At 39.4% G+C, this 14,764-nt stretch carries 9 protein-coding genes, 2 tRNA genes and 2 rRNA genes (1 of these 13 cut by a window edge); 4 read left to right on the top strand and 9 right to left on the bottom strand.

The features are described 5' to 3' along the window. The first annotated feature begins 1 nt into the window (after position 1). From JQC67_RS06200 to JQC67_RS06185, 4 genes are read left to right on the top strand one after another with little or no spacing between them, the layout of a single operon-like run. Positions 2-1,216 carry a Tm-1-like ATP-binding domain-containing protein gene (locus JQC67_RS06200; protein WP_203251966.1) on the top strand — a complete coding sequence of 405 codons (1,215 nt, stop codon included), beginning with the start codon at positions 2-4 and terminating at the stop codon, positions 1,214-1,216. Positions 1,217-1,232: 16 nt separating this feature from the next. Further along, a complete protein-coding gene (locus JQC67_RS06195; protein WP_203251965.1) occupies positions 1,233-2,102 on the top strand; it encodes a phosphoenolpyruvate hydrolase family protein in 870 nt (289 codons plus the stop codon). A 3-nt stretch (positions 2,103-2,105) separates the two neighbouring features. Continuing rightward, positions 2,106-2,507, top strand: a complete 402-nt coding sequence (locus JQC67_RS06190) for a cupin domain-containing protein (RefSeq protein WP_203251964.1) — start codon at positions 2,106-2,108, stop codon at positions 2,505-2,507. Positions 2,508-2,530: 23 nt separating this feature from the next. Continuing rightward, on the top strand, positions 2,531-5,845 hold the full coding sequence (locus JQC67_RS06185; protein ID WP_203251963.1) for a PVC-type heme-binding CxxCH protein: 3,315 nt from the start codon (positions 2,531-2,533) through the stop codon (positions 5,843-5,845). A 35-nt stretch (positions 5,846-5,880) separates the two neighbouring features. On the opposite strand, the gene JQC67_RS06180 is transcribed toward JQC67_RS06185, so the two are convergent. The 9 genes from JQC67_RS06180 to JQC67_RS06140 all read right to left on the bottom strand — a co-directional run. Further along, positions 5,881-7,299, bottom strand: coding sequence for a sodium:solute symporter family protein (locus JQC67_RS06180; RefSeq protein WP_203251962.1), 1,419 nt, complete (start codon positions 7,297-7,299; stop codon positions 5,881-5,883). Then, complete coding sequence (locus JQC67_RS06175) at positions 7,289-7,510, bottom strand: hypothetical protein (RefSeq protein ID WP_203251961.1); 222 nt, start codon at positions 7,508-7,510, stop codon at positions 7,289-7,291. Before JQC67_RS06175 ends, JQC67_RS06180 begins: the two co-directional genes overlap by 11 nt. Before the next feature lie 7 nt (positions 7,511-7,517). Then, positions 7,518-8,288, bottom strand: coding sequence for a 3-ketoacyl-ACP reductase (locus tag JQC67_RS06170; RefSeq protein WP_203251960.1), 771 nt, complete (start codon positions 8,286-8,288; stop codon positions 7,518-7,520). Continuing rightward, the gene (locus tag JQC67_RS06165; RefSeq protein WP_203251959.1) at positions 8,285-9,727 is read right to left on the bottom strand and encodes an oxidoreductase; all 1,443 of its coding nucleotides are present in this window, start codon (positions 9,725-9,727) and stop codon (positions 8,285-8,287) included. The genes JQC67_RS06170 and JQC67_RS06165 overlap by 4 nt, the downstream gene beginning before the upstream one ends. Continuing rightward, complete coding sequence (locus tag JQC67_RS06160; RefSeq protein WP_203251958.1) at positions 9,727-11,112, bottom strand: glycoside hydrolase family 88 protein; 1,386 nt, start codon at positions 11,110-11,112, stop codon at positions 9,727-9,729. Before JQC67_RS06160 ends, JQC67_RS06165 begins: the two co-directional genes overlap by 1 nt. Positions 11,113-11,253: 141 nt before the next feature. Continuing rightward, a 5S ribosomal RNA gene (rrf, locus tag JQC67_RS06155) occupies positions 11,254-11,365 on the bottom strand. Between the two features lie 145 nt (positions 11,366-11,510). Then, positions 11,511-14,350, bottom strand: a 23S ribosomal RNA gene (locus tag JQC67_RS06150). A gap of 200 nt (positions 14,351-14,550) precedes the next feature. Further along, positions 14,551-14,627, bottom strand: a tRNA-Ala gene (locus JQC67_RS06145). Positions 14,628-14,758: 131 nt separating this feature from the next. Further along, positions 14,759-14,764 (bottom strand) — tRNA-Ile (locus tag JQC67_RS06140) (it continues 68 nt past the right edge of the window).

The following is a 14,764-nucleotide window of genomic DNA, read 5'->3' as shown; positions in this document are numbered from 1 at the left end:
AATGTCTAAAAGCGTACTCATTGTTGGTTGTTACGACACTAAAGGTGAAGATTTCAGTTATCTTCATTCATGTCTAATAAAAACTGGTCTTGAAGTACTAACGCTGAACACGGGAATTTTCGATTCCCAAGCAACTTTTAAAATAGATTTTGATTCAGACGATGTAGCAAAAGCTGGTGGTTCAAATATAATGCAACTACGTAAAGCTATAAAGCGAAGCGAAGCCCTCGATATAATGGGTGCTGGTGCTGCTAAAATTATCACCAAACTCTGCTCTGAAAAAAATATAGACGGAATTATTGGAATGGGTGGCGGTGGTGGTACATACATGGCCATAACCGCCATGCAGGCAGTTCCTTTTGGAATTCCGAAATTATGCTTAAGCACATTGGCAACCAAAGATTTATCTCAGGTCATTGGCGCCAAAGACATCACTTTAATGCCCTCATTAGTAGATATTAATGGCTTAAATTCAATAAGCAGAATCTTGATTCAACAAGCTGCAGGAGCTATTTCCGGAATGATTAAGTCCACTTTAACTGACCCAAAAACCAATTCTGGAACTATTGCTATTAGCGTTTTTGGTAATACTTCATTATGTGCAGAACGATGTACCGAACTATTAAAGGCGAAAAACTATGATGTACTTTCATTTCATGCCGTAGGAACTGGAGGTAAAACTATGGAGTCTTTAACATTAGATGGTTGTTTTGATGCCATTCTAGATTTGACAACCACTGAATTAGCAGATGATTTGTGCGGCGGAATTTGTAGTGCTGGGCCTAATCGATTAGAATCAGCAGCCAAGATTGGAATTCCCCAAGTAGTAGCACCTGGCTGTTTAGACATGGTAAATTTTGGAGCATTAGATACCGTACCGCAGAAGTATAAAAATAGACACTTATTTAGTTGGGCTCCAGATGTCACATTAATGCGAACAAATGAAGAGGAGAATGAAATATTAGGCAAAACTTTTGCAGAAAAACTAAATAAATCAACTGCCCCAGTTACGGTAATATTACCCTTAGGAGGCACTTCCAAAATTAGTGCTGCAAAAGGCGCTTTCTGTCGCCCTGACATAGATGCAGTTTTATTCAACTCAATAAAGAAAAATCTTAATGAAAAGATTCAGGTTATAGAGGTTGAAGCAAATATAAATACAATTGATTTTGCTGAACATGCTATAAAATCAATGCTAGAACTATTAGAAAAATAATCTAAAAAAATAGATAATGCCAAATCAATGGACAGGAATAGGTAACCCCTACACCAAACAAGAAGTTAGAGATCGCTTACAAGCCACTTTAGACAAAAACAAGGCAATAATTGCCGCTGGAGCCGGAACTGGCATTAGCGCCAAATTTATTGAAAAGGGAGGTGCCGACTTGCTTATTATTTATAATTCAGGAAGATTTAGAATGTCAGGACATGGATCTACTGCAGGAATGATGGCCTATGGTGATGCAAATGCTGTGGCTATGGAAATTGGCGAGTTTGAAGTGCTTCCTGTAGTTGAAGAGATTCCGGTTATCTGCGGAGTTCATGGCAGTGACCCCCGTAGAAGAATGTGGCATTTTTTAGGAAAAGTTAAGGATATGGGGTTTTCTGGTGTCAATAATTTTCCAACTCATTCCATTATAGATGGGCATTTTAGAAATGTACTTGAAGAAACCGGTATGAGTTTTCAAAAAGAAGTTGATATGATTCGATTGGCTACAAAAATGGATATGTTTTCTATTGTTTATGTTGCCAAACCAGAAGAAGCGGTTCAAATGGCAGATGCTGGTGCAGATGCCATAATAGCGCATGTAGGCACTACAGTAGGTGGTTCTATAGGTGTTACTGGTGCAACCGTTTCTATGGATGCAGCTTTAGAGCGAACCCAAAATATAGTTGATGCCGTAAAAAAAGTAAATAACAACACCTTTTTTTTAGCACATGGCGGACCAATAAATACTCCTGAAGATGTACGTTATGCTTTAGAACACGTAAACGGACTGCATGGTTTTGTGGGTGCATCATCTCTTGAAAGAATGGGTGTAGAAGCTTCTCTTACCAATTTAACAAAAGAATTTAAGTCATTGTCTCTCAACCAAAAATAGATCATGAAAAAGGGCTGGACATTTATGAAAAAAGATGACCTCATGTACGAAAAAGTATTTGGGCGAGAACACTTTTGGCATTATCACCCTGAATTGATTAAACAGGGTGATTGTTACATGGTGAAAGTTATTGTAAAAGAAGGTGAAGGTCATACTTTTCATAAGCATCCTAAGATGAACGAAATTCTATATGTCTTAAATGGAACTGCTGAACAATGGGTTGAAAATGAAATGCAACTATTGAATGCTGGTGAATCCATTTTCATTCCCTCAGATGTAGGTCATGCGACTTTTAATGGGGGAAAGGGCGAATTAGAGTTTCTAGCAATTTTGTCACCACCTGAAGGTTGGGAAGAAGGAACAGTAGATATTAGCAAAGAATTACCGTACTCAAATTACAGATAAGAAACAGTATAAATCATATTCTCATGAATTCAAACTTCTACAAATCAGTGTTCTTTTTTATTGGATTACTTCTAATTGGGTGCTCGCAAACCAAAGAGAAACCTCCAGTTTTGACGTTCACAGGTGATGAACCAAGAATTCAAAATCCGTTGAGCCCTGAAGATTCACAAAAGCACATACAACTTCCTGAAGGTTTTGAAGCAGAATTGTTTGCGGCCGAACCTAACATCATAAATCCGATTGCTTTCACTTGGGATGAAAGAGGTAGGCTTTGGGTAGTACAGTCACAAGATTACCCACACGGCTTGAATAATGATGTGGGTGGAGACAGAATTACTATTTGTGAAGACACCAATGGCGATAGCAAGGCAGACAAGTTTACTGAATTCGCAACTGAGCAAAGTCTTACCACAGGAATTACCAAAGTAAAAGGGGGAATTATTGTTGCTCAAGCCCCAAATATGGTTTTTCTTGAAGACACTGACGGCGACGATAAAATGGATAAAAGTACTATTCTTTTTAATGGATTTGGCACTTGGGACACCCATGCTGGACCCTCAAGTCTAAGATACGGTATTGATAATATGATTTGGGGTTCGGTGGGATACTCTGGCTTTGAAAATCAATTCGAAAATAATAGTGTAAACTTTAAAATGGGGGTGTACCGTTTCACTAAAGACGGTTCTTATTTTGAACCAGTTGGGCAATTCAACAACAACACTTGGGGACTCGGATTTAATGAGAGTTTCGAAATATTTGGTTCTACAGCAAATAACAATCATGCTTGTTACGTAGGTATTCCTTTAAAACACTATAGTTATTTAGATAAAAAACCATCTTGGGCCATTGATTCAGATTTCATTCAAGGGCATTATGAGATTTTTAGCCCTGATTCTATTCCTTTGCAACAAGTTGATGTTCGAGGCGGTTATACTGCTGCTGCAGGAGCAAATTTCTACACTGCAAGAAATTATCCTGAAAAATATCAAAACCAAATGTATGTTAATGAGCCCACAGGTCATTTGGTACATATAGCTAAAATTGAAAAAGAAGGAGCCGGCTATGTAGAAGTTGACGGCGGAAATATTTTTGCTAGTACGGATGCATGGACAGCACCAGTATTTACTGAAACAGGACCTGATGGAAACTTATGGGTTGCCGATTGGTACAATCCTGTAATTCAACATAATCCTGATAAGAGAGGCATGGAAAACCAAATTTGGAACGATAATAAAGGTGAAGGTAATGCTCATTTAAACACTAACCGTGACAAAGGCCATGGTAGAATCTACATTATTAAACATGAAAATGGAGATGATTCTGATATTGAAAATTTGAATTTATCAGATAATGATGCCTTATTAGAAGCGCTACAAAGTGACAATATGTTTTGGCGAACAACTGCTCAAAGATTAATTGTAGAAAATAATAAAATTGACCTTATTCCTGATTTAATCCAACTAACTAATCATAGCGAATCGGCTCTACATGCCTTATGGACACTCGATGGATTAAATGTATTTAATGGCAATAATAAAGAAGCAAACAGTGCCGTAGTTAATTGTTTGTCCAAAGGTAATTATGCGGTCAAACGAGCAGCTTTAGCGCTTTTACCAAACTCGGATGAAGGAAGTCAGCAGTTGTTGAATTCAAATCTTTTGACGAGCAGTAATTTACAATTGCGACTGGCTGCATTATTGAGAGCTGGAGAATTACCTGAAACAAATGCTTTATCAAAAGCAGTAACACAAATGTCACATGATGATGTAAATACTACTGACAAATGGTTAAATGCGGCATTAAAGGTATATAACAAAGAATTGAATAATGAAATAATAGACCCAAAGTCAGTTACTATACTAGTCACGTCAAGTGAGGAAGGAAAAACGAGTTGGACGTATACTGAAGAAAAACCAGCAGACAATTGGACCTCTGAAGATTTTGATGACTCAAAATGGAACAAAGGACCTTCAGTTTTTGGGGGAGCAGACACCAAATCAGCAAAAACCAAATGGACGAAACCTAATATATGGATGCGCAGAGTGGTGAACATCAACGAAGAAATTACAGAGCCTATTATTAAAATTTTACATGATGAAAACTATGAAATTTATGTAAACGGAAAGTTATTATTGAAAGGAGAGGGTTACACAAGTACATATAAATATCTAAAACTAGATTCTGAAAAAGGAAAGCTCTTTAAAAAAGGAAAAAATACAATCGCGGTATTTTGTCATAACGAAAGTGGGCAACAGCATATTGATGTTGGGATTGGAAAAATTGGAAAAGTCGTAGCTGATGTGCAATTCACCCTAAATACTGTAAATCAAAAAATGGCTTATGACAAAAAAGTTCTATATGCTACTGCAGGTCAAACGGTAGAATTAGTCCTGAATAATAAAGATCAAATGCCACACAACTTAGTTGTTTTACAAAAAGGCAGTTTAGAGACCTTTGGTAAAGTTGTAGATGAATTTTTAAAAGATCCAGAGGCCGCAAAAATGGAATATGTTCCAAACTCACGTTATGTCTTGGGTTCTACAAAAATGTTAGACCCAGGTAATACAGAATCTATCATTTTCAAATTACCTGATGCTCCAGGTCGCTACCCATTTGTCTGTACCTTTCCAGGGCATTGGCTTATGATGCAAGGAGTAATTATTGTAAACGCGCCTGGCACTTATCTTTCTCACGATGAAAATGCACCAAGAATTTCAATGATGGGAGGAAATGGGTCCCATGATTTTTTAAAGTTCTTCGGAATTCAAGATGGAAAATTGCTGAGTGAAAATGGGAATAACACAGTTACCTATACAGAAATTTCGGCTGAATTTGGATCATGGATTTCTGACACTGATATATTATACCTATGTAATAATAAACCTCTAGATCAAAATACTAGAGATGCTATTATGACAAGGGTTAATGATGGAGCTATGAATATGCTAATATATCACCCAAGCACATGGTATAATTGGCCTGATTGGCCCGAATACAACAAACAACTTGTTGGCGGGGGGTCTAAATCTCATGAAAAGTTGCAAGAATTTGAAGTCCGAGTGATAAAACCAAATCATCCTTTAATGAAGGGCGTACCATCTAAATTTAGAATTGTGGATGAGTTATATCGATGGAAAAAAGATCCTGAAGGAACTGAAATTGAGGTTTTAGCGATAGGAAAAGGATTGGAATCAAGCGAAGAGTTTCCAGTTGTTTGGATAGTAAAACATCCTAAAGCAAAAATTGTAGCCAATACATTAGGTCACGACGAGCGTGCTCATGATTTAAAAGCATATCAAACACTCGTAAAGAATAGTATTCAATGGGTTAAGAAGTAATTATACAACTTCTATCTACGAATATATATTATTAGCTATGAATTAGATTCTACGCTAGTCTTAGTTGAACGAAGCAACTTTACTTCAATTATAGCAGCTATAGCTAAACTTATAAATAGTACTAGTTCAATTTGAAGCATCCCTATTTTTGTAGGTAACACACCTAACTTTGCCAATATAAAAATTAACAAGGCTGACAAAGTAACAATTGGCATAAGTTTAGTTAGTTTCTTAGAACTCAAAATACCTACAAGTATCATCGGTGCCATCATAGCTGTACCCGTAAAACTAGTTCTTGCTAATAACACCAAATGTTCCGTGCTAACTATTGAAAATATAAGAGCAAGAATTCCAAATACAAATATAAATACACGAGTTATAGAAACTGCTTTCTTATCATCAATTGAAAGTAGTGATCGCAATTCAGAACCTAATGCAAATATTTGCGAATCTGATGTTGAAATTGCAGCCGCAATTAAACCAACCAATCCGAGAGCAGCAATACTTGAGGCTTGGTCATGTAATAAAACATGTCCGATAAAATCTTGCGTTGATGCGTCAGGATATAAAACAGCCCCATACATACCCATAAACATTGTTGGCAAAATAATAAGTATAGCCACAACACCAAGACCAATTGCCATCTTACGTAAAGCTGAACTACTTCGCATAATTACAACACGTGTTGAAATTTGGGGTTGCGTAAAGGGCAGACAAATAATTGCAATTGCTGACACCAATAAAAATTGAGGTGAAAAAAGTCCTTTAGGCCCTGGTACCGATAATAATTCTTTGTTGACAGTTTCTACTTTTTTAAACATTGATTCAACACTTCCAAAATGCTCAATACAGTTCCAACCAACAATCCAAATCATTATAAAAAGTAAAATTCCTTGTAAAGTATCATTATACATAATAGCACGTAGACCACCAGTCTCGCTATAAAGTATCATAATTGCAACAATTAGCAAACTCCAACCCCAAACAGGAATCGCCTCTGGAAAAGCGGCATTTAGAAAAATAGAAATCCCACTTATCTGTACGGCGATATACGGAATTAAAAAAACCACAGCACCACCAAATGCTACGTAACCAGCTAACTTAGTTTCGTAAGTTGTCGCCATTAAACCTGACATACCTTTAAAATCGAGCTTGCGTGCTTTTCTTCTTAGAAGTTCACCTACACGAATAAGTCCATAGACCATCATAGCGTCTGAAACCGCTAAAAATATCCATGCACCAATTCCATGAGTTCTAAAAAAATCAGGCATTCCAATAACGGTAAAGGCGCTGAATAAAGTTGCGGCTGTGGTGAATAGGCCTATTACAAAACCTACATTTCCACCTCCTAATAAATAATTAGATGTTGTTTTTTCTTTTACGCGAGTAATCCTGACAAGAAAAATCAAGATTGCAAGATATACCGTACCGGCAATAATGAATTTAGTCAGCATGCTCTATTTCTTTATTAACTAGTGAAACCAAAAAAGCCAGAATTACAAAAAGCACACTGACCAATAAACCTGTAAACATGGTATATGAAACCCCAAATATAAAAGGATCAATTTCACCTGCCGGTATTACAAAAGGACTAAAAGTAGCAGCAAATAATAGCACAGCTAGTATATCTATAACTACTAATAATTTATTACGTTTCGTTTTCATAGTATTTTTAAAATCTAGGTATTGATAGTCCACCATCTATATTTAAAACTTGACCGGTTGCATAAGGAATTTGCCCTTTTACTAGTGCTGTAACCGCTAAAGCAACATCTTTCGGCAGACCCATTCTCGGTTCAACCGTTAGACCTTCAGTCACTAATTTTTGATACTTTTCTTGAACACCTGCTGTCATATCAGTTTCAATTACACCAGGTCTCAATTCATAAACGGGTATATCATACTCGCCTAATCTTGTAGCAAATAATTGAGTCATCATACTCATACCCGATTTTGATATACAATATTCGCCTCTCTCTATTGAAACCATTGTTGCGCTAACTGAAGACATATTAATTATTTGTCCTTCAAAATTTGGATTATCAATTTTACATGACACCATATGATTTGCAACTTTTTGTGTCAAAAAAAAAGCTCCTTTCAAATTAACACCCATCACTCGGTCATAACTATCTTCGCTGGTTTTTAATAGATCAACGCGTTCCTTTGGTCCAACTCCTGCATTATTTACAAGTACATTGATATTCTTAAACTCGCTTATAGTTTTTGCAACTATACTATCCCTGTCCTTTGCAACCGCCACATTTCCCTGGCAATAAATAACCTTAGTGCCATATTTTTTTAGTTCATTCAATACTGCTTGAACTTGAGATTCATCTCTTACTCCATTGATTGCGATGTTACAACCATCTTCTGCCAGAGAATGGGCAATACCTAAACCAATACCTCTAGAACCGCCTGTAATTAAAACGTTTTTTATCATAGTCGCGCTTCCTTCTTGTAGGTTTTAACTGCAGTAGCTTCTGGCATTTTTTTATAGTAGGCATCCAATGGAAAACAACCTGACAATAAGCCAATTCTAGGTCCTGTGGTGCAGTCTGAAAATGTTCTACAAATTTTACCTCGTTCTAAAGTTTTACCATTTAAAATATCTTCTGGCAAATTCGGATAACTCAAAACCATTCTTCCAATACCTACAAAATCAGCCATAGATTTATCTACAACAGCTTCACCTACATTTGGTAACCATTCTTGCAAATATGAATAACCAGAACCTATTATTGCTAGGTTTGGAAATCTACTTTTCAATTTTTGAGTAACGTCTATATGTCTTGCAACCCCAACCAATGGATCTTCTGGTGGCAAGTAACCATCTGAAGGAGGAAATATAGCAGGACGTGTTAAATGCGGATTATAATAAGGACTGCCGGCAGTAATACAAACCATTTCAATTCCCATGTCCTCAAAACTTTGAAGAACTTCATAAACTTCAGAAAGGTCTATACCAGTACCTGTTTGATCACCCCCAAAGGCCTCCATATAAGAACCATTAATTTCTGATGGTATTCCATAATTGGTTTCGTCTTTTTTATAAGGAACGAAATCAAAAGCACTCAATCGTACTCCAACCGCAATACCGCTCGTCGCATTGATTCCTTCAACAATTGACCTTAAAAAACGCAACCTATTCTCCAGTGAACCTCCGTATTTTCCAGTGCGATTTCTCGCACTTAAAAATTCATGACCTAAATATCCGTGGCAGTGTTTAATATCTACAAAATCAAACCCTGCTTCTTTGGCAAGGCTAGCTGCTTTTATAAAATCGGCCACCAATTCATCAATTTCATCATCAGTCATTGTACAATGATCTTTTGACAAATTAAATTTGGTATCTAAAACAGAATGTTTGTAAAGTGTTTTTGGTTCTCTTTCTCCTTTTTCGTTTGGTACTGAAAATCGACCAGAATGTGTTAATTGAAGTCCAACCATTAAATCATCGGCATTTCCAAACTTTTCTTGATGATCCGTTATTAGCTGTGAGTACAAGTTTTTAAATACTGGAAGATGACTTTCTTTCATCAACAGTTGATTCGGATTCGCTCGTCCATCATGACGTACTGCTACAGCCTCACAACCCCATAATAATTTAGCACCACTAATAGCAAAATGATGCCATCTTCGTTTTGTATGTTCACTTGGCAAGCCATCGTTAGTACCATCCCATCCCTCCATAGGAAGAATACAAAATCGATTGCCAATGGTTTTACCTGATTTTAATTTATAATCTTGACCTAAACTTGATTGACCTAATTCACTTAAATTTTCTTTAAAAGGTATGTCAGTTTTTAATTCAGAAAGATGGTTTAAAAAATCGTTAGCTGTTTTTAGTTGAGCTACTCGTGTTATTTTCTTATTGGCCATTATTTAGATATGATGTCTTTAAAAAATGTGTAATATGAATCACCTTTAATTATCCCATTTAAATAGTGTGCTAATTCACGTGCATGGTAATCACCCCACATACAAGCTTCACCATTTGGAATTTTACTATTTTCTGGTTGGAAATCCCATCCATTAGGTTGATGATAAATACTATGTAATATTAACCCCTGATGTTCTAGATTTGAACTCAAATATGGATTATCAAATAAAGTGTTTGCAACTGTAAGACCAGCAGACCAATATTTATCTGCATCTGGTGAATTTATTTCTTTAAGATAATTACCCAAACGCAATAAACCTTGTGCTCCTATAGCTGCAGCTGAACTATCAATAGGTTCATAATCATTAAATGGATTTGATTTTTCGCTTTTATAATTGGGTAAATTTGTCAATCCAGGAGCACCAGTATCCCAGTATGGAATTCCATCTAGGGCAGTATTTTCAATATAAAAATCACAAGTTGCTTTTGCGGCCTTAAGAAAAGTTTCCTCCAAATATTTCTTTCCACCTAGCTCATCTAATTCTGGCAGCTCTCCTTGACTTTGCAAAAATTCTAATTGTTCAGCAAAACCAAGCATTGCCCAACTTAAACCACGGGTCCATGTTGAAAACCCACTATAACCCTGTTGGGTTGAAGCAGATCTAAAATTACCATCATTTGTATTAAAAATAGCTTCATGTGCCGTTCTACCCCATTCATCATATGTGTCACGACCTTCCCCGTAATAAACAGAATATTTAGCCGTAGCTAAAGCATGTTGATAAGCTCTTTTAAGTAAATTAATCTTTATATCATTTTCACCTGAAGAATGATGGCCTAACAAATGACCAACTACTAAAATTCTGATAGTTCTTATAGTATCAACAAACAAAGAATGAGGTCCATTAAAAGAATAGATATATCCACCCTCAGGTAAAGCTGTCCAACGTTCTGCCTGAACCGAAGCAGAGAGTTTTAAAGCCAATTCACAATAATCTTTTAACCAAGGGTCATTTGGTACTTTTCCTTCATTTAAAAGCCTTAATAGATTACCATAAGTACTTAGGTTGTTGAAGCCATGATCATGTACACCAAAATGACTTACATGCGATGTCATTTTTGTTTTAATATTTTCTATGGATAGGTTTAAGAAATATGAGTCATCTGTTGCATCAAACTGAAACAGTTCTGATCCAAACTGAAACCCTTGAGTCCAATCAGTCCAACTTCTTGGTTCATATTTACCTTTTATTGTAACAACTGGTGAACCTGATGAACCTTTTAAAGTAGCGGTCATACTTTTTAACTTGACACCTGAATATGACCACAAATTCTCAAGTTTAACGGTGAGATCTTGCGGTTTTAGCTCTGTATTTATTTTCATTTAATAGATAGAATTGTAAGGTTTGGTTGAAGACACTAAACTTGCAGCCTAAATATATGAAAATATGAAATATTATACGGTTTAGTTTTGATAAAATCTTAAACAAAAAAAGTCCCCTCCACAAAAGTGAAGGGGACTCAAGAAAGGCGACGACCTACTCTTCCACCCTTTCGGGCAGTACCATCGGCGCTGGTGGGCTTAACTTCCCTGTTCGGAATGGAAAGGGGTGGGCCCCACCGCCATGGCCACCTAAATTTTAATATTGATTTGCATCAACATCTAATTTTATAAATGACATAATAAAGGGACAGTTTTGTAAAAAGAAATGAGTTTTTTAAGTAAAAATGCGTTTCAAATAAGAAAGGTTGTCGCCCTCCGCCGAAACGGAGGGACTTATATTGCGCAAGCTTGACGGGCAATTAGTACTACTCGGCTGCGTACATTGCTGCACTTGCACCTGTAGCCTATCAACGTGGTAGTCTCCCACGGCCCTTTAAAGAAATCCCATCTTGTGGCTAGTTTCGCGCTTATATGCTTTCAGCGCTTATCTAATCCCGACATAGCTACCCGGCAATGCTCCTGGCGGAACAACCGGTACACCAGCGGTCAGTCCGACTCGGTCCTCTCGTACTAGAGTCAGATCCACTCAAATTTCTAACGCCCGCAGTAGATAGAGACCGAACTGTCTCACGACGTTCTGAACCCAGCTCGCGTGCCACTTTAATGGGCGAACAGCCCAACCCTTGGGACCTTCTCCAGCCCCAGGATGTGACGAGCCGACATCGAGGTGCCAAACCCCCCCGTCGATATGAGCTCTTGGGGGAGATCAGCCTGTTATCCCCGGCGTACCTTTTATCCTTTGAGCGATGGCCCTTCCATGCGGAACCACCGGATCACTATGCTCTTGTTTCCAACCTGATCGACCTGTATGTCTCTCAGTCAAGCGCCCTTGTGCCATTGCACTCTACACACGATTGCCGACCGTGTTGAGGGCACCTTTAGAAGCCTCCGTTACTCTTTTGGAGGCGACCACCCCAGTCAAACTACCCACCACGCACTGTTCTCTCATAAGAGAGTTAGGCTTCAGACAAGCAAAGGCTAGTATTTCAACAACGGCTCCACCACGCCTGGCGACGCAGCTTCAAAGCCTCCTAGCTATCCTACACATTGCTTGACCGAAGTCAATACGAAGCTATAGTAAAGGTGCACGGGGTCTTTTCGTCCCACTGCGGGTAACCGGCATCTTCACCGATACTACAATTTCACCGAGCTCATGGCCGAGACAGTGTCCAGATCGTTGCACCATTCGTGCAGGTCGGAACTTACCCGACAAGGAATTTCGCTACCTTAGGACCGTTATAGTTACGGCCGCCGTTTACTGGGGCTTCAGTTCGATGCTTCTCCGAAGATAACATCTCCCCTTAACCTTCCAGCACCGGGCAGGTGTCAGGCCCTATACTTCATCTTTCGATTTTGCAGAGCCCTGTGTTTTTGATAAACAGTCGCCTGGACCTCTTCACTGCGGCCCCCCCAAAGGGGGGCGACCCTTCTCCCGAAGTTACGGGTCTATTTTGCCTAGTTCCTTAGCCATGAATCTCTCGAGCGCCTTAGAATACTCATCCCAACCACCTGTGTCGGTTTACGGTACGGGCCGCATAGTTTGCTTTTCTTGGAAGTCGATACGCTGGATTATCACCTTGGCCGTAGCCTCGGTGTACTATCGCGGTGTTACCACTCGCTTCAACGTGCAATTCCGTCTGCACGCACCAACTTCTCGCCTCCGTCGCTTTTAATACTATGCGGGTACGGGAATATTAACCCGTTGTCCATCCACTTCCCCCTTCGGGTCTGCGTTAGGTCCCGACTGACCCCCAGCTGATTAGCATAGCTGGGGAAACCTTGGTCTTTCGGCGTGCGGGTTTCTCGCCCGCATTATCGTTACTTATGCCTACATTTTCGTTTGTAGCTCCTCCAGCATCCCTCGCAGGTACACCTTCAACGGCACTACAATGCTCCCCTACCCCTTGTATAAATACAAAGCCATAGCTTCGGTGGTGTGCTTATGCCCGATCATTATCCATGCGGAATCGCTCGACCAGTGAGCTGTTACGCACTCTTTAAATGAATGGCTGCTTCCAAGCCAACATCCTGGCTGTCTGGGCAATTCCACCGCGTTTGTTCAACTTAGCACACACTTTGGGACCTTAGCTGATGGTCCGGGTTCTTTCCCTCTCGGACATGGACCTTAGCACCCATGCCCTCACTGCGTTACATCATTTTATAGCATTCGGAGTTTGTCAGGAATTGGTAGGCGGTGAAGCCCCCGCATCCAATCAGTAGCTCTACCTCTATAAAACTAATAACACGCTGCACCTAAATGCATTTCGGGGAGTACGAGCTATTTCCGAGCTTGATTGGCCTTTCACCCCTACCCACAGGTCATCCCAAGACTTTTCAACGTCAACGGGTTCGGTCCTCCACTATGTGTTACCACAGCTTCAACCTGCCCATGGGTAGATCGCACGGTTTCGCGTCTACTACTACTAACTATGGCGCCCTGTTAAGACTCGCTTTCGCTACGGCTCCGCCCCTGAAGGGCTTAACCTTGCTAGTAAAAGTAACTCGTAGGCTCATTATGCAAAAGGCACGCCGTCATCCACCAAAGGCGGACTCCGACCGCTTGTAAGCGTATGGTTTCAGGATCTTTTTCACTCCGTTATTCACGGTTCTTTTCACCTTTCCCTCACGGTACTGGTTCACTATCGGTCTCTCAGGAGTATTTAGTCTTGGCGGATGGTCCCGCCGGTTTCATACAAGGTTTCACGTGCCCCGCACTACTCAGGATACCACTACATGTACAATCTTTACCTATACCGGGCTATCACCGTCTATGGCTCCTATTTCCAAAGGATTCTAGTTCATTATGCACACGATATTGTGGTCCTACAACCCCGATTTTGCCGAAACAAAATCGGTTTGGACTAATCCAGTTTCGCTCGCCGCTACTCCCGGAATCACTTTTGTTTTCTCCTCCTCCGGCTACTTAGATGTTTCAGTTCACCGGGTTTGCTCCCGCCTTACGGCGGGTACTATGTCTTCAACATAGTGGGTTGCCCCATTCGGATACCTGCGGATCATATCGTGTGTGCCGATCCCCGCAGCTTTTCGCAGCTTATCGCGTCCTTCATCGCCTCTGAGAGCCTAGGCATTCCCCATACGCCCTTTTCCAGCTTGTCGCCAGACCTTTTATATTCTAATTCGTACTTCTTACTTAAAAAATTCGTGTTTCTTTTTTCAAAATAATATTAATCACCTAAATGATTTATATATTCTGTCCCAATATGTCAATGAACGTTGTGGTGAGTCACCACTAATATTTAAATTAGTGACTTCTCTATGCAATACGATGGAGATAAATAAATATCTCCAGGCATTGCCTGGTGGAGAATATCGGAGTCGAACCGATGACCTCCTGCGTGCAAGGCAGGCGCTCTAGCCAGCTGAGCTAATCCCCCATTTTCTATAAGTTGGCAGTTGCCAGTTTATAGTTGACAGATCACAACTTCTAGAATTTCCAATACTTTTATTCTCAATGAACGTTTTTCAAATCTAAACTCAAACCAATGAACTAACAATTTGAAAATTGTAGTCC

The organism is Aurantibacter crassamenti (assembly GCF_016811105.1).
GTDB classification, from domain to species: domain Bacteria; phylum Bacteroidota; class Bacteroidia; order Flavobacteriales; family Flavobacteriaceae; genus Aurantibacter_A; species Aurantibacter_A crassamenti.
Note: the sequence above shows the minus strand (reverse complement) of the source record. Positions and strands in the feature narration are given on the sequence as shown.

Excerpts from the sequence above, each read along its gene's own strand:
- JQC67_RS06200 (WP_203251966.1), top strand. The coding sequence starts at position 2 with ATGTCTAAAAGCGTACTCATTGTTGGTTGTTACGACACTAAAGGTGAA.
- JQC67_RS06195 (WP_203251965.1), top strand. The coding sequence starts at position 1,233 with ATGCCAAATCAATGGACAGGAATAGGTAACCCCTACACCAAACAAGAA.
- JQC67_RS06190 (WP_203251964.1), top strand. The coding sequence starts at position 2,106 with ATGAAAAAGGGCTGGACATTTATGAAAAAAGATGACCTCATGTACGAA.
- JQC67_RS06185 (WP_203251963.1), top strand. The coding sequence starts at position 2,531 with ATGAATTCAAACTTCTACAAATCAGTGTTCTTTTTTATTGGATTACTT.
- JQC67_RS06180 (WP_203251962.1), bottom strand. The coding sequence starts at position 7,299 with ATGCTGACTAAATTCATTATTGCCGGTACGGTATATCTTGCAATCTTG.
- JQC67_RS06175 (WP_203251961.1), bottom strand. The coding sequence starts at position 7,510 with ATGAAAACGAAACGTAATAAATTATTAGTAGTTATAGATATACTAGCT.
- JQC67_RS06170 (WP_203251960.1), bottom strand. The coding sequence starts at position 8,288 with ATGATAAAAAACGTTTTAATTACAGGCGGTTCTAGAGGTATTGGTTTA.
- JQC67_RS06165 (WP_203251959.1), bottom strand. The coding sequence starts at position 9,727 with ATGGCCAATAAGAAAATAACACGAGTAGCTCAACTAAAAACAGCTAAC.
- JQC67_RS06160 (WP_203251958.1), bottom strand. The coding sequence starts at position 11,112 with ATGAAAATAAATACAGAGCTAAAACCGCAAGATCTCACCGTTAAACTT.